At 45.9% G+C, this 24,098-nt stretch carries 21 protein-coding genes; 6 read left to right on the top strand and 15 right to left on the bottom strand.

What is annotated here, in order from left to right:
* Positions 1-60: 60 nt before the first annotated feature.
* From rfbB to IQE94_RS13945, 4 genes are all read right to left on the bottom strand, one after another.
* The gene (gene rfbB / locus IQE94_RS13930; protein WP_212720896.1) at positions 61-1,089 is read right to left on the bottom strand and encodes a dTDP-glucose 4,6-dehydratase; all 1,029 of its coding nucleotides are present in this window, start codon (positions 1,087-1,089) and stop codon (positions 61-63) included.
* Positions 1,090-1,116: 27 nt separating this feature from the next.
* The gene (locus IQE94_RS13935) at positions 1,117-2,028 is read right to left on the bottom strand and encodes a MoxR family ATPase (protein ID WP_212720895.1); all 912 of its coding nucleotides are present in this window, start codon (positions 2,026-2,028) and stop codon (positions 1,117-1,119) included.
* A gap of 128 nt (positions 2,029-2,156) precedes the next feature.
* Positions 2,157-5,537, bottom strand: coding sequence for a replicative DNA helicase (gene dnaB / locus IQE94_RS13940; protein WP_212720894.1), 3,381 nt, complete (start codon positions 5,535-5,537; stop codon positions 2,157-2,159).
* Positions 5,538-5,566: 29 nt separating this feature from the next.
* Entirely contained in the window at positions 5,567-5,866 is a 300-nt protein-coding gene (locus IQE94_RS13945; protein ID WP_223342157.1) for a hypothetical protein, read from the bottom strand.
* A 273-nt stretch (positions 5,867-6,139) separates the two neighbouring features.
* Here IQE94_RS13945 and IQE94_RS13950 point away from each other — a divergent pair, with 273 nt between their 5' ends.
* From IQE94_RS13950 to IQE94_RS13960, 3 genes are all read left to right on the top strand, one after another.
* Positions 6,140-6,550 carry a pre-16S rRNA-processing nuclease YqgF gene (locus IQE94_RS13950; protein ID WP_212720893.1) on the top strand — a complete coding sequence of 137 codons (411 nt, stop codon included), beginning with the start codon at positions 6,140-6,142 and terminating at the stop codon, positions 6,548-6,550.
* Between the two features lie 13 nt (positions 6,551-6,563).
* Positions 6,564-7,679: an ABC transporter permease gene (locus IQE94_RS13955; protein WP_212720892.1), complete on the top strand. Its 1,116-nt coding sequence runs from the start codon at positions 6,564-6,566 to the stop codon at positions 7,677-7,679.
* Between the two features lie 229 nt (positions 7,680-7,908).
* Entirely contained in the window at positions 7,909-9,603 is a 1,695-nt protein-coding gene (locus IQE94_RS13960) for a SulP family inorganic anion transporter (RefSeq protein WP_212720888.1), read from the top strand.
* Here IQE94_RS13960 and IQE94_RS13965 read toward each other — a convergent pair.
* Entirely contained in the window at positions 9,552-12,101 is a 2,550-nt protein-coding gene (locus IQE94_RS13965) for a PAS domain S-box protein (protein WP_223342158.1), read from the bottom strand. The genes IQE94_RS13960 and IQE94_RS13965 overlap by 52 nt on opposite strands.
* Before the next feature lie 214 nt (positions 12,102-12,315).
* Positions 12,316-13,518 carry an alanine racemase gene (alr, locus tag IQE94_RS13970; protein ID WP_212720887.1) on the bottom strand — a complete coding sequence of 401 codons (1,203 nt, stop codon included), beginning with the start codon at positions 13,516-13,518 and terminating at the stop codon, positions 12,316-12,318.
* Positions 13,519-13,971: 453 nt separating this feature from the next.
* On the opposite strand from alr, the gene IQE94_RS13975 reads away from it, so the two are divergent.
* The gene (locus IQE94_RS13975) at positions 13,972-14,544 is read left to right on the top strand and encodes a hypothetical protein (RefSeq protein WP_223342159.1); all 573 of its coding nucleotides are present in this window, start codon (positions 13,972-13,974) and stop codon (positions 14,542-14,544) included.
* Positions 14,545-14,617: 73 nt separating this feature from the next.
* Here IQE94_RS13975 and rpsR read toward each other — a convergent pair whose 3' ends face one another.
* The 6 genes from rpsR to IQE94_RS14005 form a co-directional block, all read right to left on the bottom strand.
* Positions 14,618-14,833, bottom strand: coding sequence for a 30S ribosomal protein S18 (rpsR, locus tag IQE94_RS13980; RefSeq protein WP_010873737.1), 216 nt, complete (start codon positions 14,831-14,833; stop codon positions 14,618-14,620).
* 96 nt (positions 14,834-14,929) lie between these two features.
* Entirely contained in the window at positions 14,930-15,127 is a 198-nt protein-coding gene (rpmG, locus tag IQE94_RS13985) for a 50S ribosomal protein L33 (RefSeq protein ID WP_010873736.1), read from the bottom strand.
* 95 nt (positions 15,128-15,222) lie between these two features.
* A complete protein-coding gene (locus IQE94_RS13990) occupies positions 15,223-17,130 on the bottom strand; it encodes a S9 family peptidase (RefSeq protein ID WP_223342160.1) in 1,908 nt (635 codons plus the stop codon).
* Between the two features lie 49 nt (positions 17,131-17,179).
* Positions 17,180-17,566, bottom strand: a complete 387-nt coding sequence (locus IQE94_RS13995; RefSeq protein WP_223342161.1) for a hypothetical protein — start codon at positions 17,564-17,566, stop codon at positions 17,180-17,182.
* Between the two features lie 409 nt (positions 17,567-17,975).
* Entirely contained in the window at positions 17,976-18,908 is a 933-nt protein-coding gene (locus IQE94_RS14000; protein ID WP_212720881.1) for an NAD-dependent epimerase/dehydratase family protein, read from the bottom strand.
* A 268-nt stretch (positions 18,909-19,176) separates the two neighbouring features.
* A complete protein-coding gene (locus IQE94_RS14005) occupies positions 19,177-19,788 on the bottom strand; it encodes a Uma2 family endonuclease (protein WP_223342162.1) in 612 nt (203 codons plus the stop codon).
* Between the two features lie 159 nt (positions 19,789-19,947).
* Here IQE94_RS14005 and IQE94_RS14010 point away from each other — a divergent pair, with 159 nt between their 5' ends.
* A complete protein-coding gene (locus tag IQE94_RS14010) occupies positions 19,948-20,871 on the top strand; it encodes a phosphate ABC transporter substrate-binding protein (protein ID WP_223342163.1) in 924 nt (307 codons plus the stop codon).
* Positions 20,872-20,877: 6 nt separating this feature from the next.
* Here IQE94_RS14010 and IQE94_RS14015 read toward each other — a convergent pair whose 3' ends face one another.
* The 3 genes from IQE94_RS14015 to IQE94_RS14025 form a co-directional block, all read right to left on the bottom strand.
* Positions 20,878-21,195: a hypothetical protein gene (locus IQE94_RS14015; protein WP_223342164.1), complete on the bottom strand. Its 318-nt coding sequence runs from the start codon at positions 21,193-21,195 to the stop codon at positions 20,878-20,880.
* A 38-nt stretch (positions 21,196-21,233) separates the two neighbouring features.
* Positions 21,234-21,566, bottom strand: a complete 333-nt coding sequence (locus tag IQE94_RS14020; RefSeq protein WP_212720875.1) for an MliC family protein — start codon at positions 21,564-21,566, stop codon at positions 21,234-21,236.
* Positions 21,567-21,695: 129 nt separating this feature from the next.
* A complete protein-coding gene (locus IQE94_RS14025; protein ID WP_212720874.1) occupies positions 21,696-22,943 on the bottom strand; it encodes a methionine gamma-lyase family protein in 1,248 nt (415 codons plus the stop codon).
* A gap of 220 nt (positions 22,944-23,163) precedes the next feature.
* Between IQE94_RS14025 and IQE94_RS14030 the strand changes: the two genes are divergently transcribed.
* Entirely contained in the window at positions 23,164-24,009 is an 846-nt protein-coding gene (locus IQE94_RS14030; protein ID WP_223342165.1) for an acyl-CoA desaturase, read from the top strand.
* Positions 24,010-24,098 lie beyond the last annotated feature (89 nt).

Consider the following 24,098-nt stretch of genomic DNA (forward strand, 5'->3'; position numbering starts at 1 on the left):
CGGGAAAAATTTACCGGGAGGTAGTCATGACTCTAGGAGCGTCATTATACCGAGGATCCGCTACCCCAACAGCGGTCTCCACCAAGCTTCATTGTCCAAATACCATTGCACAGTCTGTCTTAACCCCTGTTCCACTGTTACCTTGGGCTCCCAGCCCAATTCCCGCTTAATTTTGCTGGCATCAATGGCGTAACGGCGATCGTGCCCTAGGCGATCGGTGACATAGCTAATCAATTGTCGGGCCGGCCTAACTGGTAAATGAGGAGCTAATTCGTCCATTAGGTCACATAAAAGTTCAACCAATTCAATATTTTTAACCTCATTGTTGCCGCCAATGTTATAGGTTTGTCCCGGCAAAGCTTTAGTTAAAACCAGGTCTAAAGCCTGGCAATGATCCTGGACGTAAAGCCAATCCCGCACATTTTGCCCATCTCCATACACCGGCAACTTTTCTCCGCGCAAAATGTTAAGACACATTAGGGGAATAAGCTTTTCGGGAAACTGATAGGGGCCGTAGTTATTAGAACAATTAGTAATTAAGGTGGGCAAGCCGTAGGTGTGAAAATAAGCCCGCACTAAATGGTCACTGCCGGCCTTGGAAGCGGAATAGGGACTATTGGGGGCGTAGGGGGTGGTTTCTGAAAAACCCGGTTCTTCAGGAGCTAAACTGCCATAAACTTCATCGGTGGAAACATGGAGAAAACGAAACTGGGTAGGTTTACTTTGATTTTGCCAATGTTCCCGAAAGGAGTCCAACAAGGTAAAAGTCCCCACCACATTGGTTTGCACAAAGGCCCCAGGGCCAAGGATGGAGCGGTCCACATGGGATTCCGCCGCAAAATGGGCGATGGTTTCAATCTTTTCTTCCTTCAACAATTTATCCAACAAATGGCGATCACCAATATCCCCCTGAACAAAACGGAAATTAGCTAATTTTTCCAAAGGGGCCAGGGTTGCTCGGTTACCAGCATAGGTAAGGGCGTCTAAAACGACAATGGGGCGATCGTCATAGGCTTGAACGCAATGGTAAACAAAATTAGCACCAATAAAACCGGCCCCACCGGTAATCAGAATGGGAGTTTTGGCCATAGGAAAGAACGATTAAAAACGCTTAAATCAAATGGGGACGCTGTCCAAAAGTCTTTGCAAAATTGCCTTGGGATCTTTACCGCTCGCAGGAATTAAACGGTGGGCCAAAACATGGGGAGCAACAAACTTTACATCATCATCAATGGCATAATCCCGTTCTTCCAAAAAGGCATAAGCTTGGGTGGCCCGTTGCAGAGCTGTAGTACCCCGCGGACTGACCCCCAAAGTTACATCTTTATCCGTTCGGGAAGCCCGCACTAAGCGCAGGAGATACTGTTGCAAATCCTCCGTCAGTTTCACCTGCCGCACCGTCTTTTGCAATGCCTCCACTTCCTCTAGGGAAATACAAGACTGTAAGTCCCCTACGGCGATCGCCTCTGGATTTTGTTGCCGCTGGAGCATTTTCAACTCCTCAGCTTCCGAGGGGTAACCCAAACTCAGGGAAAGGGCAAAACGATCCAACTGGGCTTCCGGTAGGGGAAAAGTGCCCTGGTACTCAATGGGATTTTGGGTAGCAATGACAAAAAAGGGATGGGGCACCAATCGGGTCTCACCATCTACCGTGACTTGTTTTTCTTCCATCACCTCCAACAAAGCTGCCTGGGTGCGGGGGGTAGCTCGGTTAATTTCATCGGCCAGGAGAATATTGGCAAAGGCCGGGCCAGGCAAAAACTCAAACTCACGACTGCTGGGATTCCAAATGTTAGTGCCAGTAATATCGGTAGGCAATAAGTCGGGGGTACACTGCACCCGCTGAAATTTACCGTTAATGGAACGGGCCAGGGACTTGGCCAAGAGGGTTTTGCCCACACCGGGCACATCTTCCAACAGAGCATGGCCTCCACTCAACAGGGCCACCAACACTAAACGAATGGCCTCATCCTTGCCCACAATAGTTTGACTAAGATTTTGGGTAAGGACAGAAATCTGTTCTCGCATAGGGGAAGCATAGCAGCGAAGGCTAGGGTGGTTTGGATAACAAATTAACAGCTTTTACTGTACCGTACCTGATGTGCCCAAGGTAACGGTGTATTTGTAAAGCCTGCTCACGGATAAATTTGGGAAATCTAGTAATCCCGACTCTGTTGCAAATTTAAAAATTGAGTAAATTCCGGTTTAAATAGCAGTTTAACTACGCCGGTAGGTCCATTTCTATGTTTAACAATTAACAATTCTGCTACCCCTGGATCTGGGGTGTCAGGATTATAATATTCATCTCGATAAATCATCATAATCAAATCTGCGTCTTGTTCGATACTGTTATGGACAATAATGTCATTGGCGACAAAGTTATGTGGTCCTGGCACAGTTAAATCAAAAACCTCTTCGACTCCAGCTTCGGTGATAGAGGTAATGGTATCCCAGTAAATATCACCCTGAGACAATTTGTTTACCTCAGCTAATTCTATTTTATTACTTGTATATTGAATTGCATGGCGAGGCAAAGTACAGCCATCACCAATCAAGTGCCCTAGTAGTCCCAGTTCTTCATCACTCATTAACTGTAAAGCATGACTTTCTAGTTTACGGGGCAGGGCAATATGCTCCTGTAAAGATAACTCATCTAATCTCTTCCAACCATCAATAGTTAAAAATTTATGATTTGCCGTTGCTTTAATAGTTCTACCTAGCCGAGTTTTCAAAATGTAAACTAGCTTTTTTCCAGTGCAAAATACACGACTAACTTTAGCTGATTCTAGTTTCATTGTCTGTTCATTAATTGCCCATACTTCAAAATTTTTTTGATCTACTAGATCTCTAATAGAGGCTCTTTTACCTGTAACTAAGTTAACTAAACTATCTCCACTAATACAACCACTTTCTCTCAAATCTGACATCATTGGTCGCTTATTAGTTCTCGATTCTACAGCTCGACTCAGCTGAGATAACGCAATTACCGGCGCATTAATTTCCCTAGCTAAACCTTTGAGGGAACGGGTAATTTTTGATAACTCCTGCACCCGATTATCACTGCCCCCCTCCATTAGTTGTAAATAATCAATTAAAACCATGCCCAAGGGACCTTTTTGCTCACTTTGCAGACGTCGCACTTGGGAACGCATTTGGGTCACGGAAATACTTGCCGTATCATCAATGTAGATGGGCAAACTAGAAAGGGTGCCCATGGCCGCCGTTAACGGTTCAAATTCTGCTTGGCTAAAATGCCCCGTCCGCAAACGATTACTATCAATTAAAGATTCACTGGCCAAAAGTCTTAATGCCAACTGTTCCTTAGACATTTCTAGGCTAAAAATAGCCACTGGCAAATTTTGATTTTTGGCAATATTTGCGGCAATTCCTAAGCCAAAAGCTGTATTGTGCACACAGATATCATTGGCAATGAAGTTATGGGTTTCTGGCACTGTCAAATCATAGACTTGTTTTAAGCCAACGGATTCAATGGAAACAATTTCATCCCAATAAATATCACCAGTCGCCAATTGCTGAAGGGGAACATTTGCCAGGGAGTTTGATAGCTTTAGTAAGCGACCTCTTGTCAAAGATCTTTTGCCTACATGAAGATTACTGCAATTAATAATGCCGGAACGTTTAGCTAAAGAAGACCAAGATTCATTTTCTTTAGCTAATTTTAATTGTTCCCAAACCTCTATAGGAATAAGATCACAGTTAGTTTGATGGTTTTTATTGATTAGTAAAGATTGAATAGCGATAAGTTGTTCTTCCTTATCAAAAATTCCAATTTGCTCAATAAAATTTTTAATTGAATAAGCATCAGTAATATCCAATTGCCAAGCATTTCTTAATTGATTATTATATTTAATTGCTTTTCTTTTGAGTTTTGCAATAATACTAAATCTCAAAAGAAGATGCTGAACTTGTCGAGCTAATTTTTCACTGACACTACAATAACCTAGCTGAATTTGCTGACTTTTAAGAATGCTAGCCCAACCGTCCGTGGCAAACAAGCGATTTAGAAATAGAGCCAGTAAAGATTTTTCCAATCGAAAAACTAGATCAGGAATAATTTTGGTATGGGCGGTTTTACCATCTACCCCCAGTTCTTCTAGCCAAATTTTTATACTACTAGCTCCATTTTTCATCAGTTCCGTTTCCTGAGCTCCTGGAGGCAACAATAGACTGGGCTCAACTCCTAAAGCTTGGCAAAGTAATTTGAATTTATTTTTCTCTGGAAAACAATAACCTTTTTTCCAATTATCAATGCTGGCAATGCTGACTTTTACTTTACTAGCTAATTCTTTGGTTTTTAAAGATTTAATTTTAATTATGTTATTAAGATTCTCACCAAAAATTTCTCTTTTCCGAGCGATTACTTTTACATTCTTAGAAATTCTTAAGGTTGGAGTGCGGGTGTTGTTAGAAGTTTCAACAGTAAGTTCAATACCTGGAAAATCCCTAGTTGCCTCCTCAAAATCTGCCCTAATTCTAGGGTTAATGTTAGTAAATCGAGGGCAGGATCCGGTAACATCTCCATCACCAATCAAATATGCCAATAATTTGACCTTACCAGAATTTAAAATTTTGTTGCCAAAACAAGGTAAATGACGGGGCACAGCAATTTTATCCCCTACTTTTAAATTGGCAAGGGTCTGCCAACCCATTATTGTTAGATAGGGATGGGCCAATGTAGTTTCCAGGGAACGCCCCAATCTTGTAGTGACACGAAAAACTGGTTTAATGCCATCGTCAATGAAGTCTGAAGGCTTAGTCCAATCGAGTTTCCAATCTTGGTTAAGGGTTAATAACTCTGCTTTCTTTTGCTTATAAATTTCGGCGATTGTACAAATACGTCCATTTGCTAAAACAATTTCTGCATTGGCCGCACAGCACTTACCCATTGACGGCCGACCAGCCAAGATAATTAAATCTGCCCGCTGTAATCCCCCTGTCATCGCATCGAGGTCATAGAACTGAGTTTCTACCCCCGGACTGGAAAGTTTTTCGTGTAATTTATCTAGTTCAATGAAAGTGTTAACTAAGGTTTCCGACAGGGGGACTAGTCCTGCCTGGGGACGGGATTGGGTCAATCGAAAGATTTTCTGTTCCGATTCGTCAAAAATTACTTCTAATTCTTTGCTGGTTTCGTAACCTAAATCAACTATGTCATGCCCCGCTGCAATCAATTGGCGGCGCAAATATTTATCCATTACTAGGACGGCAAAACGGTCAATGTTCGCCGCTGAAATGGTGCGATCTAACAATTGGGTTAATTTGATCATGCCCCCGATCGCCTCTAGGTGATGGTGGTCCTGGAGCCAACTACTGACGGACATTAAATCCGTGGGTTGACTTTGGCCATGGAGGCTGAGCATGGACTCATAGATCAAACGGTGGGCTTTGACATAGAAAGCATCCACTACTAGGAGGTCAATGATGCGACCGATCGCCTCTGGATCAAGCAGAATACCCCCGAGGATATATTCTTCAGCTTCAATGTTTTGGGGGGGCAGAGCGGGGTTAGCAACCATCAAATTGAGAGCAGTGGGGGCAATGGAATCTAGGCAATGTAGGAAGAAACCATGGCGGGTCGTCGTTCCGGAGTTCCATACCGACCGGCATAGAAGGCCAAAATTTCCTCAATAATTTGGCGATCGCCAGGGGAAAGATCATCCTGTAGAGTCAGCTCAAGGCCGCCCACCTGACTGTTGTAATAGTCAAATTGGGTAAAAGTGGGAGTTAGAAGGGTAGCGGTCACACCGGCAAGCTGTTGCACATGGGCCGCGATTTCCCGGTAAACGGCGAGGGGCAGTTGAGGAAAACAAATAACTTCGCTATGCAAGGCAGTGGCAACCAACAAAAACGTCTGATATGCCTATGATATACTCAACGGTCTTTTCTCTCTATCAGACCCTCCACCGACTGCCTAGGGAAAAGTTGACTTTCAACCCCAGTCAGGAAGTTTTGCCAAAATTCTCCTTTGCAAAGGAATTTCGATAGATTTTTCAATGGTAGGGCGCTTTTCCAAAGATTTTCTCAGACTAGGTTACAGACCCAGTTTTTTGATGACAGTCTTAACCATTACCATGGGACGTTGGCTCAATGAAAAATAGTGAAAAATTTGGCAAATTATATGAATTATTTAGGATTTGACCCTGGTAGGGATAAATGTGGAGTGGCGGTGATGACTGGCGATCGCCAGATTTTATATCACGAAACGATAGCAGCGCAGGAAGTATCCCAGCGGTTACCGGTCCTATGTGAGCAATATCAAGTAGGGCAAGTGGTAATGGGCAATCAAACCACCGCTAAACAATGGCAAAAAGAACTGCAAAGTTATCTGCCTCCAGCCATGGCCCTAGCGTTGGTGAACGAAAAAAATAGTACTGTGGAAGCTAGACAGAGATATTGGCAAATGTATCCCCCCCAAGGATTGGGACGTTTGGTGCCCTTGGGTTTAAGGACTCCCCCCCGCCCGGTGGATGATATTGTTGCTATTTTGTTGATTGAGCGTTATCTGGATTCAGATAGCGGCCGTTGCTAGGGGACAGATCTTTATGGATTGGTGGAAAAAACTGCGGCGCAATAGCCTAGCCCGTTGGGGTGCCATCCTGCTGTTGTTGTTTTATGTTCTTGTCATTGGAGCGGATATTTTTGCCCCCTACAATCCCTACAATGCCCAAGTGGATGGTTCCCTGTTGCCCCCTACCCAAATCCATTGGCGATCACCTGAGGGGCAATGGATCGGGCCCACCGTCTATCCCACCCGCCAGTTGCCCACGGATTTAGAAACGGGACTAAGACCCCTGGAAGTGGATTTCAGCCAACCCTCCCCAGTCCGCCTTTGGGTCAAAGGAGATGGTTACGTTTGGGGACAGATTAAATTACCCTTGCCGCCCAGTTTCACCCCAGTGGAAATTTTTCCAGGCATCCGAGGCGATCGCCATTTAATTGGCACCCTAGGGCCCGGTAAACTCAACCTGTTGGGTACAGATGAACAGGGAAGGGATCAATTTAGCCGTCTGCTGTTTGGTGGCCGCATCAGTTTATTCATTGGCCTGATTGGTATTACCATTTCCTTCCCCCTGGGTATGGTGGTGGGAGGCGTGGCTGGTTACTTTGGTGGTTGGCTGGATGTCGTTTTAATGCGCTTGGTGGAAGTGCTGATGACCATCCCCGGCATTTACCTCTTGGTGGCCCTAGCGGCGGTACTGCCCCCTGGTTTGAGCAGCGCCCAACGATTTTTGCTCATTGTAGTAATTACCTCTTTTATTAGTTGGTCTGGGTTGGCTAGGGTAATCCGAGGCCAAGTCCTTTCCCTCAAACAACAGGAATATGTCCAAGCGGCCAAAGCCATGGGGGCCGGGGCGGCAAGGATTATTGTGCGCCACATTCTGCCCCAAACCGCCAGTTACATTATCATTTCCGCCACCCTGGCAGTGCCTGGATTCATTGTGGCTGAATCGGTGCTGAGCTTGATCGGCCTGGGCATTCAACAACCAGATCCCAGTTGGGGCAATTTACTTTCCATTGCTACTAATGCTTCTATTCTGGTATTGCAACCTTGGTTGGTGTGGCCCCCGGCAGTACTAATTATTTTGACTGTGTTGGCCTTTAATCTATTGGGGGACGGGCTACGGGATGCCCTAGATCCCCGCAGTTTAGGGAAATAACCAGTTACAAACCGGCCCAACCAGAGGTGAGGGAGATTGACCAGTGCCAAGCTCGGCGGCGGGACATCGATGAAGCCCATCATCAAAGGAGCCAAGAACAGGATCTCATATAGATTTCATCTATCTGTATTATTGCCTGAAACAAAAATGAGTCCTAGAATATTCTCTATGGAAATCTGTTTTGAATAGACTAAAGACTATGATTAACCCATTTTTGGGGAATTAAATAATGGAAATAACTAACAAAATTAATTTTAGGAACCTGCAGGGGGACATTTTTGGCGGGGTAACAGCGGCGGTTATTGCTCTCCCCATGGCCCTAGCCTTCGGGATTGCTTCCGGAGCGGGGGCAACGGCCGGACTTTGGGGGGCGGTGATTGTCGGCTTCTTTGCGGCCTTATTTGGCGGCACCCCCACCTTGATTTCGGAACCCACCGGGCCCATGACTGTGGTACAAACGGCAGTTATTGCCAGTTTAGTGGCGGCGGATCCTGACAACGGCCTAGCCATGGCCTTCACCGTGGTGATGATGGCGGGGCTGTTCCAGATTGCTTTTGGTCTGCTTAAATTGGGCAAATACGTCACCATGATGCCCTACACGGTCATTTCCGGCTTTATGTCCGGCATTGGCATTATTTTGGTGATTTTACAGTTGGCCCCCTTCCTTGGCCAGGCCAGTCCCAAGGGGGGAGTGATCGGTACCCTCCAGGCCTTACCCAACCTAGTTAGCAATGTCAGACCAGTGGAGACTCTATTGGCACTGATGACGGTGGGCATTATTTGGTTTATGCCTTCCCGTTGGAAAAAATTTGCTCCGCCCCAATTGGTGGCTTTGGTGTTGGGCACCATTATTTCTATCATTTTATTTGGAGATCTAGATATCCGTCGCATTGGTGAGATTCAGGCCGGTTTGCCCGCTCTACAGCTACCAGTGTTTCAGGCTGATCAATTACAGAGAATGCTGATCGATGCCGCCGTTCTGGGGATGTTGGGCTGTATTGATGCTCTCCTGACTTCGGTGGTGGCTGATAGCTTGACCCGCACAGAACATAACTCCAATAAAGAATTAGTCGGCCAGGGCATCGGCAACGTAATGTCTGGTTTATTTGGTGGCTTGGGGGGAGCTGGGGCCACCATGGGGACGGTGGTGAATATTCAATCCGGGGGACGCACAGCCCTGTCTGGCTTGATCCGGGCAATGGTGTTATTGGTGGTCATTCTTGGGGCGGCTAAATTAGCGGCCACTATCCCCCTAGCCGTATTAGCAGGTATTGCTTTCAAAGTTGGGGTGGACATTATTGATTGGGGCTTCCTCAAACGAGCCCACCATGTCTCCATTAAAGGGGCATTGATCATGTATGCGGTCATTGCCCTGACAGTGTTGGTCGATTTGATCGCCGCAGTAGGTATTGGTGTATTTATTGCCAATATTCTCACCATTGAACGTATGAGTGCGTTGCAATCCAAATCGGTGAAAAGTATTAGCGACGCTGACGATAAAATTCTTCTTTCTGCCACTGAAAAACGTTGGTTAGATGAAGGCAATGGTAGGGTGTTGCTTTTCCAACTCAGTGGGCCGATGATTTTTGGGGTGGCTAAGGCGATCGCCAGGGAGCACAATGCCATTCAAGAATGTGACGCCATTGTTTTCGATGTCAATGATGTGCCCCATTTGGGAGTAACCGCTTCCCTGGCCCTGGAAAATGCCATTGAGGAGGCAGCGGAAAAAGGTCGGGCAGTTTACATTGTGGGAGCAACGGGCCAAACCAAACGACGCCTGGAAAAATTAGAAGTGTTCCGCTTTGTACCCGAAAGTAATTGCTATAACGACCGTTCTGAAGCTCTCAAGGATGCTGTCCTAGCTTTGGAACCTCATGAAAGTGAGGGCTCCTCTTCCAGTTCCTCCGTCCAGACCACATATTGATTTCTCCCCCGGCGTTTTGCTTTATACAGGGCTCGATCTGCTTGCTCAATGAGGGTCCTGGGGGAATTTTCCTTAGAAGGAAACTGGGTGCTGATGCCTAAGCTAATGGTGATTTGCCCACCGATGGGGGAAGCTGCATGGGCGATCGCCAATTGGGTAATGGCTCCACTAATCTTTTGAGTAACGAGAATAGCGCCATCAACATCCGTGTCCGGCAGAATGACTGCAAATTCTTCCCCCCCAAAACGGGCCACTAAATCCGCTGGGCGAACGGCGGCTTTTCTCGCAGTCTGGGCTACCTTAATTAGGCAGATATCTCCCTCCGGGTGACCATAGTAATCGTTGTAACTTTTAAAAAAATCTATATCAAATAAAAGTAAAGATATGGGGCCTCGATCCCTCGACAACCTACGCCATTCCTGTTTAATACGGACATTAAAGCAACGACGGTTAGCGATCTTTGTCAACCCATCGATATCTATTAATTGACTTAGTTTTTTATTAAATCTTTCCAGACGGACTTGAGCTTTTTGGAGAATTTGTTCAGCATTTTCTGCCCTTTCTTTTTCGGCAATTAGCAGATATTCTCTTTCCTTTTGTTCTGTGATGTCTCTAATATAACCATGCCAAATAGTACTTCCATCACTTTCTCGCTGAGGCGTAGCATAACCCAGTACCCAAATGATCCGCCCATTGGGAAGACAGACTCGATATTCGTAATACCAGGGGGTCAAATTTGCCGCTGATTTGTAAACTGATTCGAAAATGCCCTCCAAATCATCCGGATGGAGCACATTTAAAAGCACATCGGAATTTTCCTGCACTTCCTTGGGACTAACCCCGTAAATATCACGGATACCCTCACTGGCATAGGGAAAATGAAAAGTTCCATCCGGACGCATTCTAAATTGATAAATTACTCCGGGAATATGGCGGGCGACTTCCCGTAAACGCTGCTCTGATTCCAGTAGATCGGTAATATCGGCGGAAATTCCCAATAGGTATTTTGCCCGACCTAGTTCGTCTGCAATCGGAATTTTCTTGGTGTGTAAAATACGTATTCCCTGGTGGGCAGTTTGAATAGATTCCTGAGGCACATCTTGAACTTCCCCCGCCAATAAAGCCTTTTGGTCCTGTTGGGTAAACCATTCCGCTTGCTCTTGAGGAAATAGATCATAGTCACTTTTTCCTAATACCTCATCCTTGGTATAACCGATTAAATTTTCACCAGCTTTATTTAGTTCTAGATATTTTAGGGTTTTTGCATCTTTAACAAAGACTACATCGGGAATATTTTCCACGATGGAAGCAAGAAAGCTTTTAATTTTTTGCAACTCAATTTCTGCCTCTTTGCGTTGGGTAATGTCCTGGGATGTACCTAAAGTTTGCCAGACTTCACCTGATTTTGTCCGACTGAAAACTAGATCCCGACTCAGGAGCCATCGCCAGTTATTATTTGAGTCTTTAACTCGATACTCAATTTCAACTATTTCTCGATCTTTTAAATTCTTGCATTCTTTCACTGCGGTTAAAACTCGGGATAAATCCTCTGGATGGCAGATATTTGCAAACAAACTAGCGCCCATAGCTTGAATTTCTTCAGGAGAATAGCCCAAAAATTCAGCAACGGAACGATTGCTATAGGCATTACCTGGTTTAACGTGGTCATATATGTATAGAAGACTGGGGGTGGCTTCGGCGATGCTTTGAATAAATTTCTGACTTTGTCTTAATTCTAGTTGGGTTTCTTTAAGGGTCGAGATGTCCCGACCAACGGACTGAATTTCAATTAATTCATCCTTGTCATTGAAAATTCCCCGGTTAATCCATTGGGTGTAGCCCACTACGCCTCCCGCCCTTTGATCCTGATTTTCATTGATAAATTGTGGCTCTTCTGGAGTTAAGCCGGCTATTTTGTCTAGTACTATTTTTAAATCTTCTTTGCTAATAAAATCCAGCCATTGCAAACCGATTACCTGCGGTAAAGAAAGTCCTAAAGCTTGACAAAGGGGGTCATTGGCAAAAGTGATGGTAGTATCTGGTTGGGAGCGCAAAATAAAATCTGTTTGATTTTGTACTACTTGTTGATACAATTCCCTTGACTCCTGGAGTTCTTCCTTGTCCTGTTCTAGGGTTTGCTGCAGCTGCAGGGCCATGGCATTGATAGCGTTGGCTAGTTGTTGAATTTCTACAAAGGCCATTGGTTCAGATATTGGCCTGTGCCAACGACCTGCGGCCAGACTCTGACTTGCAGTGACTAGTTTCTTTAGCGGTTTGATAATCGACCAAGCAATGTAGAAGCTAGCGAGGGTAGGAATTAAGAAAATGACAATGCCCAAAATGAAGAAAAGAGGGACATTGTTGTTAAGTTGGTCAAAAAAATCCAATTGTGGCGCTAACAAGAGCAAGGCCCCCCCAGCCAGCAAAACTTGGAGTACTGAGGGAAAAATTAGTACCCAATGTAAATAAATTGGTCTTTTTGATGAAAAATCACCCAATGCTAGTCAAGAAAAATTTTATATCAATGTAAAGGTAAACATACTGAGGATTTAACAGTAGCCACTCACGGCCATGATAATTTGTTTTCTTGGTGATCGTCTGTTCGTGAGAGATCAATTAGCGGAAGTGATAGGCTCTAGGTTTTGGGAGCTTAGGAACTGGGCAGTTTTTCCGGTCAGAAACGATAGCTCAATAAAGATTAACCACGCCTAATTAAACAAGAATGCGGGGTAGGCGATGTTTGAAGCCGCAGAGAATTTCCCAGGAGATGGTGCCTAAAGTAGAGGCCCAATGGTCTGCTGTGATTTGACGATCGCCGTCTTGGCCGATGAGAGTAACCACTTCCCCCACTTGGGGGTTATCAACGCCCCGTAAATCTACCATCATTTGATCCATGGTGATGGCCCCAATTTGTCGCACTGGTTGGCCCCGCAGAAGTACTTTTAATTGATTGGAAAGATTACGGGGGACACCATCCGCATAGCCAATGCCCACCACCCCCATGGGCATGGTTTCTTCACTGACAAATTGGTGACCGTAACTAACGCCAGTACCGGGGGGAATGGTTCTGATCTGGGTGATTTTAGCCCGTACCGTTAATACAGGCTTTAAATCTAGGCGATCGCCTAAATGGAGAGCGGGATACAGACCATACAAACCTAAACCTACCCGGACCATGTCGTAGTGCCAAGCGGGGCCATGGAGGGTGGCCGCAGAGTTGGCTAAATGTAATTTGGGTATGGGTAAATGGGCTTGGCGTAAACTGGCGATCGCCGTGGTAAAACGTTGCTGTTGCTGGAGCATGGTGGTGTTGTTGGGGTCGTCCGCCGTGGCCAGATGGGAATATAAACTGGCTAGCTGTAGTTGAGGTAAAGATTGCACCAAACCAACAAAGCTCACCGCTTGGGGCCAAGGGGTACCGAGCCGAGTCATACCCGTATCTAACTTGAGATGTACTGGTAAAACCTTGCCCAACTTAGCCAAAATATCGTTAAACAGTTGGGCCTGTTCCGGGGAACAGAGGGTAGGTTGCAGTTGCCAATGGGCAATGGCTTCAATTTCTTCTGGGCTATTAATACCCCCCAGGATCAAAATGGGGGCAGTGATGCCCGCTTCCCTCAGTTCGATGCCCTCTCCTAAAGTGGCGATCGCCAACCAATCGGCCCCGGCCTGTAACGCAGTTTGGGCCACTCGAATTGCTCCATGGCCATAGGCATCAGCTTTGACCACCGCCATCAAATTGGTTTTCGGCCCCACATACTGCCGGAACTGCTGGACGTTATGCACCAACGCCGCCTGGTCAATCTCCACCCAAGCCCGCTGACGAATCAATTCCGCCAAACGGTAGCCGGATAACGTTGACGAAACCCTAGAACTTTGTTCCGGGGAAGATTTAACGTCTCGACTCAAGACCATAAAGTTTACTCCTCTGCACCCAAATTCCCCAAGGGGATACGCCTAGGATAGGGGCAAAGTTGGAAAAGTTCCAGTTCCCCAGGATAGAAATTGGTTTACCCCAACCACAATTTCTGTGGCGAATGAATTTCACGGGTAAAGAAAAATGCAGCAACCACAAAAGCTACTGCATTTCCCTGTATTTTCTACCCGGAGGTAGAACGACGAATAATCGCCGTTTGAATAACCGGTCTAGAATTCACAGAATTATTCTTACCCTTGGATCAATAACAGCTATACTGACAGAGGATTAACCATGGGACTCAACTCTATTCTAACGAAACGGTGGATTTTCGGCAAATTCGACAACAGGAACTAAGGAAAGCCCTGTCATATTGAAGACTGGTTTCCTACCGTATTTCCAACAAAGAGAGTCACGCTGATATATTTGGGAATTATCTCTGGAATATTGCGTTGAGTGAGTGCTTTTATCCACTGCTACAAAGCTATGAAATAACTTTAAGAAACCACTTTGACCATGCAATTTATTGTCTTTATGGTGAAGATTGGCTTCTTCCAACTACAAAAGCCCATTCATTTCTTTGTGATAAAGATAGGGAAAAAATTCAAAAGATCATCCAACGCCAAGGTAGAGAACTAAGGCATAATCAAATTCTTAGCTCTTTGACTCTGGGATTCTGGACAGCATTGTCCTACAGGGAATATGAACATAAGCAAAAACTTTATCCTGTCCTGTTTAAAAACAAAGACTTTATGCCCCAGTTACCCAGATCTTGGAGATATAGAGAAAAATTGTCCAAGGAATTGGGAAATATCAATCAATTCAGGAACAAAATATTCCATCATGAACCAATTTGTAATAACTCCAAAATTAAGCAACAACACGACAGAATTCTTGAAGTAATTGGCTGGATGAGTCCAATAGTAGCGGAAATTACAAGAAACCTATCTCGGTTTGATGGAGTTCAAAAAAATAGAGATAGGTATCTACAAATAGCTAGGGAACTACTAAAAGAGGAAAAATAGGGCCCAAAACGAAAAGATTTTCTCGACCCTAATTCACAGACATTGGAGTGTATTTAATTTTCTACGGAAAAAACTAAATTTCTTTGTTGACGAAAGGTAACAAAGCTACCAAACGGGAGCGCTTCACCGCAGTAGTTAAATCCCGTTGTTGTTTAGCGGTCAAACCAGTGATGCGCCGGGGGAGAATCTTGCCTCGTTCAGTGATGAATTTACGCAATAATTCCGTGTCTTTATAATCAATCGGTTGATTGGGGGGTAGGGGAGAAAGGCGTTTACGGTAGTAGTTCATGGAGATTAGCGAAAATAACTTGATAGGGTGCTAGTTTGGGCATCTCGGTTACAAAGCGGATACCGAACTAAAGAAAATAATCACAGACCAGGGAAATTATTTGGTTTCCTTGTGGATGGTGTGTTTGTTGCAATGGGTGCAGAATTTTTTCAGTTCCAACCGGGCGGTGGTGTTACGACGATTTTTCATCGTGGTGTAACGATTAACGCCATTAGAACGTTTGTCGGGGTTACTGCGGCACTCGGTGCATTCTAGGGTGATGACGAGGCGTGCCCCCTTACCTTTTTTAGCCATAACTGTTGCAGGAAGGAATACGGTAATTTATACGCAAACTCTGATTATTGCACAAATTAGTCTTGTGGCAAAATCCGCCCCCTGGTCATTAGTCGTCAATCTGCGGCGGGGGTAAAGCCGAACACTTCGCCGTAGAAAGCAAGTTCTGACTCCAGGGCTTTTTTAATGTTGGCGGCGATGCGGAAGCCATGTTGTTCTTCGGGAAAAGCCACATATTCCACCTTAATGCCCTTGGCTTTGAGGGCTGCCACCATCATTTCCGTTTGGTTGGGGGGCACCACCCTATCCTCTAAACCTTGGAAGAAAATCACTGGGCAAGTAAGTTGATTCGCATGGTTTACTGGCGATCGCCGTTCGTATAGATCTTCTCTTTCCGGATAGGGACCAATGAGACCATCTAGATAACGGGCCTCAAATTTGTGGGTATCGGTGGCCAGAGCAGTCAGATCACTGACCCCGTAATAGCTAGCCCCAGCTTTAAAAGTATTGTGGAAAGTTAGGGCCGCCAGAGTAGTATAACCCCCCGCACTACCGCCAGAAATGGCCAGTTGCTCCCCATCAACTAGACCTTGGTCTGCTAGGTAACGGGCCGCATTGACACAATCCGCCACATCGACAATGCCCCACTGCCCATTCAATCGTTGACGATAATCCCGGCCATAGCCCGTACTGCCTCCGTAATTGACATCCACATAGGCAAAACCTCGACTAGTCCAATACTGAATTTTTAAACTTAGGGAATTGCCGGCCGCGGCGGTGGGGCCACCATGGCTTTTGACCAATAGGGGAGGAAGGGCATCGGAAGGGCCTTGGAAATCACCGTTGGTGGGGGGGTAATACCAGGCGTGGGCGATTTGTCCATCATTACTGGAAAAATTGATTGCTTGGGGCCGGGCCAGGTAGGCCGGGTCAAGGTCAAAATCGCTGGCTACTTTGAGAATTTCCGTTTCCTGGGCTTCCACAGCCAGGGCAACTACCGCCGAGGGGGTGGTGGGGCCACTGCCGATGAACCAGACGGTTTTGCCGTCACTGCATAGGGAAGAGTAGTTGCTGTAGGGCAGTCCCAAAATGCTTAACTGTTTACGGGAGGGTTTCAGTTTGCCCAACTGCCAAGCACCATCCTGGGTGAAGGTACAAATAATGGTGTCAACATCAACAAAGGTATAACTCCGCAGACCGAATACCCAATGGGGATAGGCAAATTCCGCATCGAGGGGAAAAACGTTATCCACTTCCCCTTTGTGATAGCGATACAAATTCCACCAATCGGATCGATCGCCAACAAAATATAAACTGCCGTCGGGGCACCATTGGGGTTCATGGATGGATTCATTACCTGCCTGCCCAGCAGTGATTTTAAGATTACTGAGGTTGCCTGCTTGGTCAATGTCGGCCAACCACAGTTGGGTCGCATCCCAGGGCATATTCGGGTGGTCCCAGGTAATCCAAGCCAATTTTTGCCCGTCAGGACTGAGGCGGGGGGAAGAATAAAAATCATGGCCCGTGGCGATCGCCGTTACTTCTCCGTTTTCTAGACTAATGGCGGCGAGAAAATTTTCCGGTTCTTTTTCCTCTGCATTGTGACGTTCACCAACGGCAATTAACCTTTGTCTGGGTTGATCCAAGACAAAATCAGCAAAACGGCAGTCCGGTGTGTGGGTCAACTGTTGCGGTTCCTGCTCAACACTTTGGACGTAAACTTGTTGGTCGCTGAAATTACTGAAATAAACTACCCTATCTACCGTGACCAAAAAGGCTCCACCACCATATTCATGCACCCTGGTGCGGACATTAAAGGGGGCCGGGGTGACATCCCGCACAGTGCCATCGGGTCGGCGTTGCACCAAGACGTTGCGCCCTTTTTCCGCCGGTCTTGCTTCTAACCAAAAGACATCTTCGCCGCTGTTTTGCACCGCTCCCAAACCGATACTCCCCGCCAACAGAGCATCGGCCGTAATTGGCGATCGCCAGGAACCATAGTCAGAAGTCTTTGGGGTTTTCATAAATCGCAAGGAGAAGAGATGCGTATCTTAATACAAAAAAGTGAAGCTATTAAGATTTGGATGTGGCAATAAGAATAATACCACTCAAAAATACAAAACCACCTATGGTGTTTTGATTGTTTATTTTGTTGAAATTAGATGAACGACCAAATGTCGAACCAGCGGAGGTATTCATATTGACTCCAACTAAGGATATAGCTAAACCTGCTAACAATAAAATAGCCCCAAATGATTGTTGTTTTAACGAGTAGTCTGACTTGTCAGTGTTACCTTGGCTTTTTTTGATGAAATCTTCATACTCCTCAAAATTTATTCTAACAATTTTGTCAGAGTCCCATAGGTGAATAATAATTTCATTATTTACTTTTTTTGTCTTCCTAATATTGCTAGGTTTTGTTCCAATTATTTTAGACAAATGAACTCTACTAATAAACATTTTTTACGAAGGTTATAAATTACTTTGTTTTTCGAGTACGGTTAATGGTAATTTTGGCTTTGTGTAGAGATGTTTGCTAAGTTGATTTTCATTTCCCTTTCAGTATACAGAAATAGGCAACTGGGCGATCGTTTTAATTGACTTCATCGTGAGCTCCGATATCAATTAGAACTATTTCTTCCTGTAGCCTAGCTTCCGCACATAGTACACTTTTGTTTGAAATCGAGTACGACAGCAAGCCTATTTCAGGGTTTGCCTCTTCACTCCCAAGTAAGTCGTACAAGAAGACTGCTCTATATTTAGTGTTTTCATCTAAACTTCTTAACTATTGGTAGAGCCTGCGGAATGTAGGCTGTGGGGTTTTATGATTTTTCTCAAAGTTAAAAACGATACGACAATCGTATTCAATTTAAGCAACAGTTTCAGGCACTAACTTTTCCTGTTCTGTCCAGAACCATTTAATCGTTTTTGCCAAGCCTTGATCCAAGCTGGTTAGCTGCAAATCCGGCATGAGACCCTGGAGTTTTTTCACCCCTAAGCATTTAGACTTAGCCCCCACATAACGGCTGGTGTCAAATTCAATCAAATTGAAGTCGTAGCCCACTTCCTGGCAAATTAACTCCGCAAAACGACGAATGGTAAACTCTTCCCCGGCACCAATATTAACCAAATCATTATCCACAGTGGCCGCCAGTTCCAGGGCAATACGGGCAAAATCCTCCACAAAGACCAGTTCCCGCCGCTGATAACCATCTCCCCAGAGAGTAACCGTTTCGCCGTAGAGCTTACCCCGAATAATTTTGCGAATCAGGTCAAAAATGAAATGCATTTGCCGTCCGTCGGTGTGGTAGCCGGGGCCATATAATGTTGAAGGCACTAGGCAGAGATATTTCAGTCCATATTGTTTTTGTAATGCCAATGCTCCCGCATAGAGCATCCTTTTGGTCATGGCGTAGGTGAACAAACTATCAATGGGTAAACCGGTGAGGTAATATTCCTCCTCCAGAGGCAAATTGGGGTCATAGGCGCAACTGGTACCCATGAAAATCAACTTTGCCTGGGGTTGTTGGCCATGCCACCAATCTAGAACGTTAGTGTTTAATTTTTGGTTGATCAACCACTGTTCCCCCGGATGGAATAAACAAAAATCTCCGGCTTGAGTCCAGGCCGCCAGGTGATAAATTTGGTCGAAACTGCCCTTGGTAAACTGATGTAGGGAATTAGGTTGGGTCAGGTCGCAGTTGCGGGAATTGATTTTGGTTAATTCGTGGCCCTGGGCCTCGAGTTGATTGCAGAGGGTTGTGCCCAAAAAGCCTGTGCCGCCGGTGACCAAAATTTTCATTCGTTTACCTTTCTAGAATCTCAAAATTATTCTGTTTCACCATCATACAAGGGCAGGTGGAGATAGTTCTATTTTGATTTTTGCCAAGTAGTTGACACCAAAGTGAGGAAAAAATTAGAAGAAAAAAATATCATCCAAATTGTGCGCAAGAGCTTCAGGATTGATAACAAAATTTTGAAAATTATTGAAGTAATCACTACACAAAAATCATTTCAGTGGTTGATAAATTTCAGCATATAAGTTAGGAAAGAAAGGAAAAATATGGTGATTAAATCGGAAAAATTCTTTTTAGAGACAGGGTGAATCCCGGCAAAACTGCTTCCCCCGATAATGTGTCTGGATTTTGTAAAACTTCGACAGCTTGCCTGGGGCGATAAATTTCTACCCGTCTATTTTGGGGATCGATCAACCAACCTAATTTGGCACCATTTTCCATATATTCTTCCATCTTTTCCCGCAAGTCCTTGATGGTGTCAGTGGCAGAACTTAATTCCACTACGAAATCGGGACAAAGGGGAGCAAAAGTTTTTCTTTCTGCTGGGGTTAGGGCATCCCAACGTTGCCTAGCAACCCAGGAGGCATCTGGCGATCGATTAGCCCCATTGGGAAGTTTAAAGCCGGCGGAGGAATCGAAAATTTCACCCAGGTTTTCATTTGCTTCACTCCACACCCCAAGTTGAGTGATAATTCTCGCGTTACGATTACCAGATTCGCTACCAGTGGGAGGGTTCACAATCAAAGCTCCTGTGGCGGTACGTTCTAGTCTTAGATCCCGATTGGCGATCGCCAACTGGGCAAATTGCTCTGGGGTGACCTGGAGTGACACTTGGTCGGGAAGATTGAGGGAAACTAATTGTTGGCGATCTAGGGTTGGCACCATGACGATTAACCTAACAGGGGAAATCTGTTTCAATTTTAAAGTCCATATGCAGACAAAAGGGGCTAGGCAGAATTACCCCAAGATTAAATAAAGGTTAACAAAAACTAAATGGGCTATGATCTTCGCACTTCAATGGCATAGATTTGGGAGCAATGACCCATGGGGCAAAAAAATGAAGCAGTTATCTTAATCGGCGCTTTAGCCATTACTGGAATGGTGGTGGCGGGGGGCGGTTGGTGGCTATGGCAACGGTTCCAAGCTGGCGGTGAAAACCCAGGGCCGGTGGCGGGTGAACCGAGCAAATTACCTCCTCCCCCAGAATTGCAAGCCTCCGATGCGTTTCTCGCTCCAGCCCAAGTTCCAGCAGGCACCAAGGTGATAATTGATGGTTCCACCACCATGGTCAATATCAATGAGCCATTAAAAAATCAATTCCAGCAAACTTTCCCCGGCACAGTGGTGCAAACCGATGCCCAGGGCACCGATAAGGGCGTTGTTAGCCTAATTCTGGGCAAGGTGGATGTGGCGGCCAGTTCCCGCCCCCTCACTCCCCAGGAACAGTCCCAAGGCTTAGCGGCGGTGCCGGTGGCCAGTGACACGATCGCCGTTATGGTAGGCAGGGAAAATCCTTTCAACCAGGGTCTAACATTGGCCCAACTGCGGGATATTTTTACGGGAAAAATTAGCAATTGGTCTGAGGTGGGGGGACCCAAAAGTACCATTCAGGTGATCAATCGACCTTCTGAAAGCGGTACCCAACAAACCTTCGCCGCCCAAGTATTGCAAGGACAAGCTTTTGGTCAGGGCGCAAATTTTCAAACCATGCCCAGGGATGCCACCACACCGATCATTCGGGCTTTGGGTAGCAATGGTATCAGTTACGCCACCTATGGACAGGTAGAAAACCAGCAAACTGCCAAGATTGTCCCCATTGACAGCCTCAGCCCCAACCAGGAAAACTATCCCCTGCGACGGCAACTATTTTATTTCTACAAAACGCCCCCCTCACCCCAGGTGGAAGCATTTTTGGGTTTTGCCACCAGTCCCCAGGGCCAACAGGCGATCGCCAGCGTTGTTGAATAGGTTTAATTAGTTCATGTTGCGATACTTCACATCATCTTGATTTTCATATTCATACTGGTTGTCATTCTCATACTGATTGTCTTGTTCGTAATCTAGGCTATTGTCATTGACGGATTTTTCGTCGGTTAAATCCTGATAATCTTCCTGGTTCATATTTTCGTAATCTCTTTGATCGGCATCTTCATAACCAAAGGGATTATTCGGACTTTCCACTTCTCCAGCCTGGGCAGGGGCAAACACCAACGCCACAGCCCAAAAACTTAGTAGGGTTGCCAATAAAGCGACGGGCGATCGCCGGGGGTGAGCAGGAAAATTATTGACCATGACATTGATGTCCTATGAAGGGATGAAGATGAAGGTGACTAGATTTTGACGCAATCCTGCCATTTAACGGTGCCGCCTTCCTCCACTAGGGCGGTATTACCCTTAGACCAAACCGTCAGGGAACCATTACTGTACTTAGTGCCAGAGGCTGATTCTGCTTGGGGGAGCACCATTGTCCGCCCATCCGGTAGGGTAACTTCAATGGCAGGGCCTGCCACCATTTTAATCAACAGCGTTTCGGTCGGAGAGCAGTAGTAGGTCTGGGTTTCCTGGCCGTAGCTGGGCATCGCTAGGCCCAATCCACCGAAAATTAGGGCAACTAGGGCAACTTTAGCGGGGCGACCCAAAAGGGCAGAATAATAATTTTTCATAACCAATCGTGTCAATCACGCCTCCAAATACTGTGGCTGTTTTGACCAGCTAACCCGATTCTAGGCTCAGCAACTGCGTTCTTGGGGTGTCCACAGACCACTTCCCTAAACGGCTGACGTCCTGATAATTCAATATTTTTCGTCCTTTTCCAGCGCTTCAAAGGCGGTCAAGATTTCCTCCAGGGCGATCGCCATGTGGGTCCAGTGGGTACCTCCCTGGCAAAAAACGGTGTAGGGTTCCCGCAATGGGCCGTCAGCGGACAACTCGGAGGTACTGCCGTCAATAAATGTGCCCCCCGCCATCACCACCTCACTGGCGTAACCAGGCATGGCGGCCGGCACTGGCTGGAGATAGGAACTGATGGGGGAAGCCCCTTGGAGTGCCCGGCAAAAAGCAATTAATTTTTCTGGGCTGCCCAACTGAATCGCTTGGATTACATCCCGGCGGGGGGCCAGCGGGGCCGGGTTAACCGGGTAGCCCAATTGGTCAAACACATAGGCCAATAAATGATTACATTTCATCGCTTCCCCCACCATTTGGGGCGCAAGGAAAAGGCCTTGGTATAGGAGACGATTTTGGTCAAAAGTGGCTCCCCCTTCCAAACCAATGCCTGGAGCGGTCAATCTATAGGCCCCCGCTTCTACCCACTCGGCTTTCCCGACCAGATACCCCCCAGCGGTGACAATGGTGCCCCCAGGATTTTTGATCAAAGAGCCTGCCATCAAATCTGCCCCGATCGCCGTAGGTTCTTGTAATTCGATAAATTCCCCATAGCAGTTGTCCACAAAACAAAGGGTGTGGGGATTTTGGGCTTTGACAATTTTAATAATTCTGGCAATGTCGGCGATCGCCAAACTGGGGCGCCAACTGTAACCACAGGAACGTTGGATTAAAACTAAGCGAGTTTCTGGACGCACTGCCGTTTCCAGCCCTTGCCAATCCACTGTGCCGGCCGCCGCAAGGGGCAATTGACGATAAGAAATGTTAAAGTCAGCGAGGGAGCCTTGACAACTTCCCCTAAGACCAATCACTTCTTCGAGGGTGTCGTAGGGAGAGCCCACCGCCGACAGTAGTTCATCCCCTGGTCGCAAAATGCCGTACAACGCACAGGCGATCGCATGGGTTCCGGACACAAACTGTACCCGTACAGCGGCCGACTCTGCCCCCATCACTTGAGCAAAAACCCCATCCAGGGTATCTCTGCCCAGGTCATCGTGGCCATAACCACTCACCCCGGCAAAATGTTGTACCCCTACCCGATGGTGGCGAAAAGCCTCTATGACTTTGTACAGATTTTGCTTGACCTTTGTGTCGATTTCCGAAAAGATTGGGACTAGGTTTTCTTCTGCTTGTTTAAGGAAGCTGGAATATTTCATTAAGACATTATTTAACTTTTGAGCTTGTTTGGGAATTCCCCTTAAACTATCTTCCAATCTCTGAGATCATCACCGATTCGATTTTCTTTGCTGATTGGTAAATCCCGGCGATGTTAAACCCATTAAACATTGAATACCTATATTTAAGCAAACTTTTCCACAATAGTTTAATCGTTTTTAGCAAGCGCCAATTATTACGTTTTTTCGTTAGGTTTTTTTCATGACTGCTGCTCTTCCCAACGATTCCAAGCCTAAGCTAACTCCTGCTTGGACTGTGATCTTCTTTTTTACCTCCATTCACTTGGTGGCCTTGTTGGCTTTCCTCCCCCAGTTTTTTAGTTGGAAAGCAGTGGGGGTGGCTTTCTTACTCTATGTGATTACCGGCGGTGTTGGCATTACCCTGGGTTTCCACCGTTGCATTTCCCACCGTAGTTTTAACGTCCCTAAGTGGTTGGAATATGTTTTCGTAGTCTGTGGCACCCTAGCCTGTCAGGGGGGCGTATTCGAGTGGGTTGGTTTACACCGCATGCACCACAAATTTTCCGATACTAATCCCGATCCCCACGACTCCAATAAAGGGTTTTGGTGGAGCCACATGGGCTGGATGATGTTTGAAATTCCTGCCAAACAGGATATTCCCCGTTACACCAAAGATATTCAAGACGATAAATTTTATCAATTTTGCCAGAATAATTTAGTTCCTATTCAAGTGGTCCTGGGCTTAATTTTGTTTGCTTTAGGGGGCTGGCCCTTTGTTATTTGGGGCATTTTTGTCCGCCTCGTGTTTGTTTTCCACTTCACTTGGTTTGTCAATAGTGCTACCCATAAATTCGGCTACGTTAGCCACGAATCCAATGATTATTCCCGTAATTGTTGGTGGGTGGCTTTGTTAACTTTTGGGGAAGGCTGGCACAATAATCACCACGCTTACCAATACTCCGCTCGCCATGGTTTGCAGTGGTGGGAAGTGGATTTAACGTGGATGACCATCAAAGTCCTATCTTTCCTCGGCTTAGCTAAGGACATTAAGCTCCCCCCAGAAACGGCGTTGCCTAATAAAGCCTAGGCAATGATTTGACGGTGTTAAGCTATTTTTCAACCAGCGTCAAATTTTCCCCAAAACAATCATCTCCCTGTTGACTTAATTGAGGTTAA

It is taken from the genome of Synechocystis sp. PCC 7339 (assembly GCF_019924095.1).
Classification (GTDB): domain Bacteria; phylum Cyanobacteriota; class Cyanobacteriia; order Cyanobacteriales; family Microcystaceae; genus Synechocystis.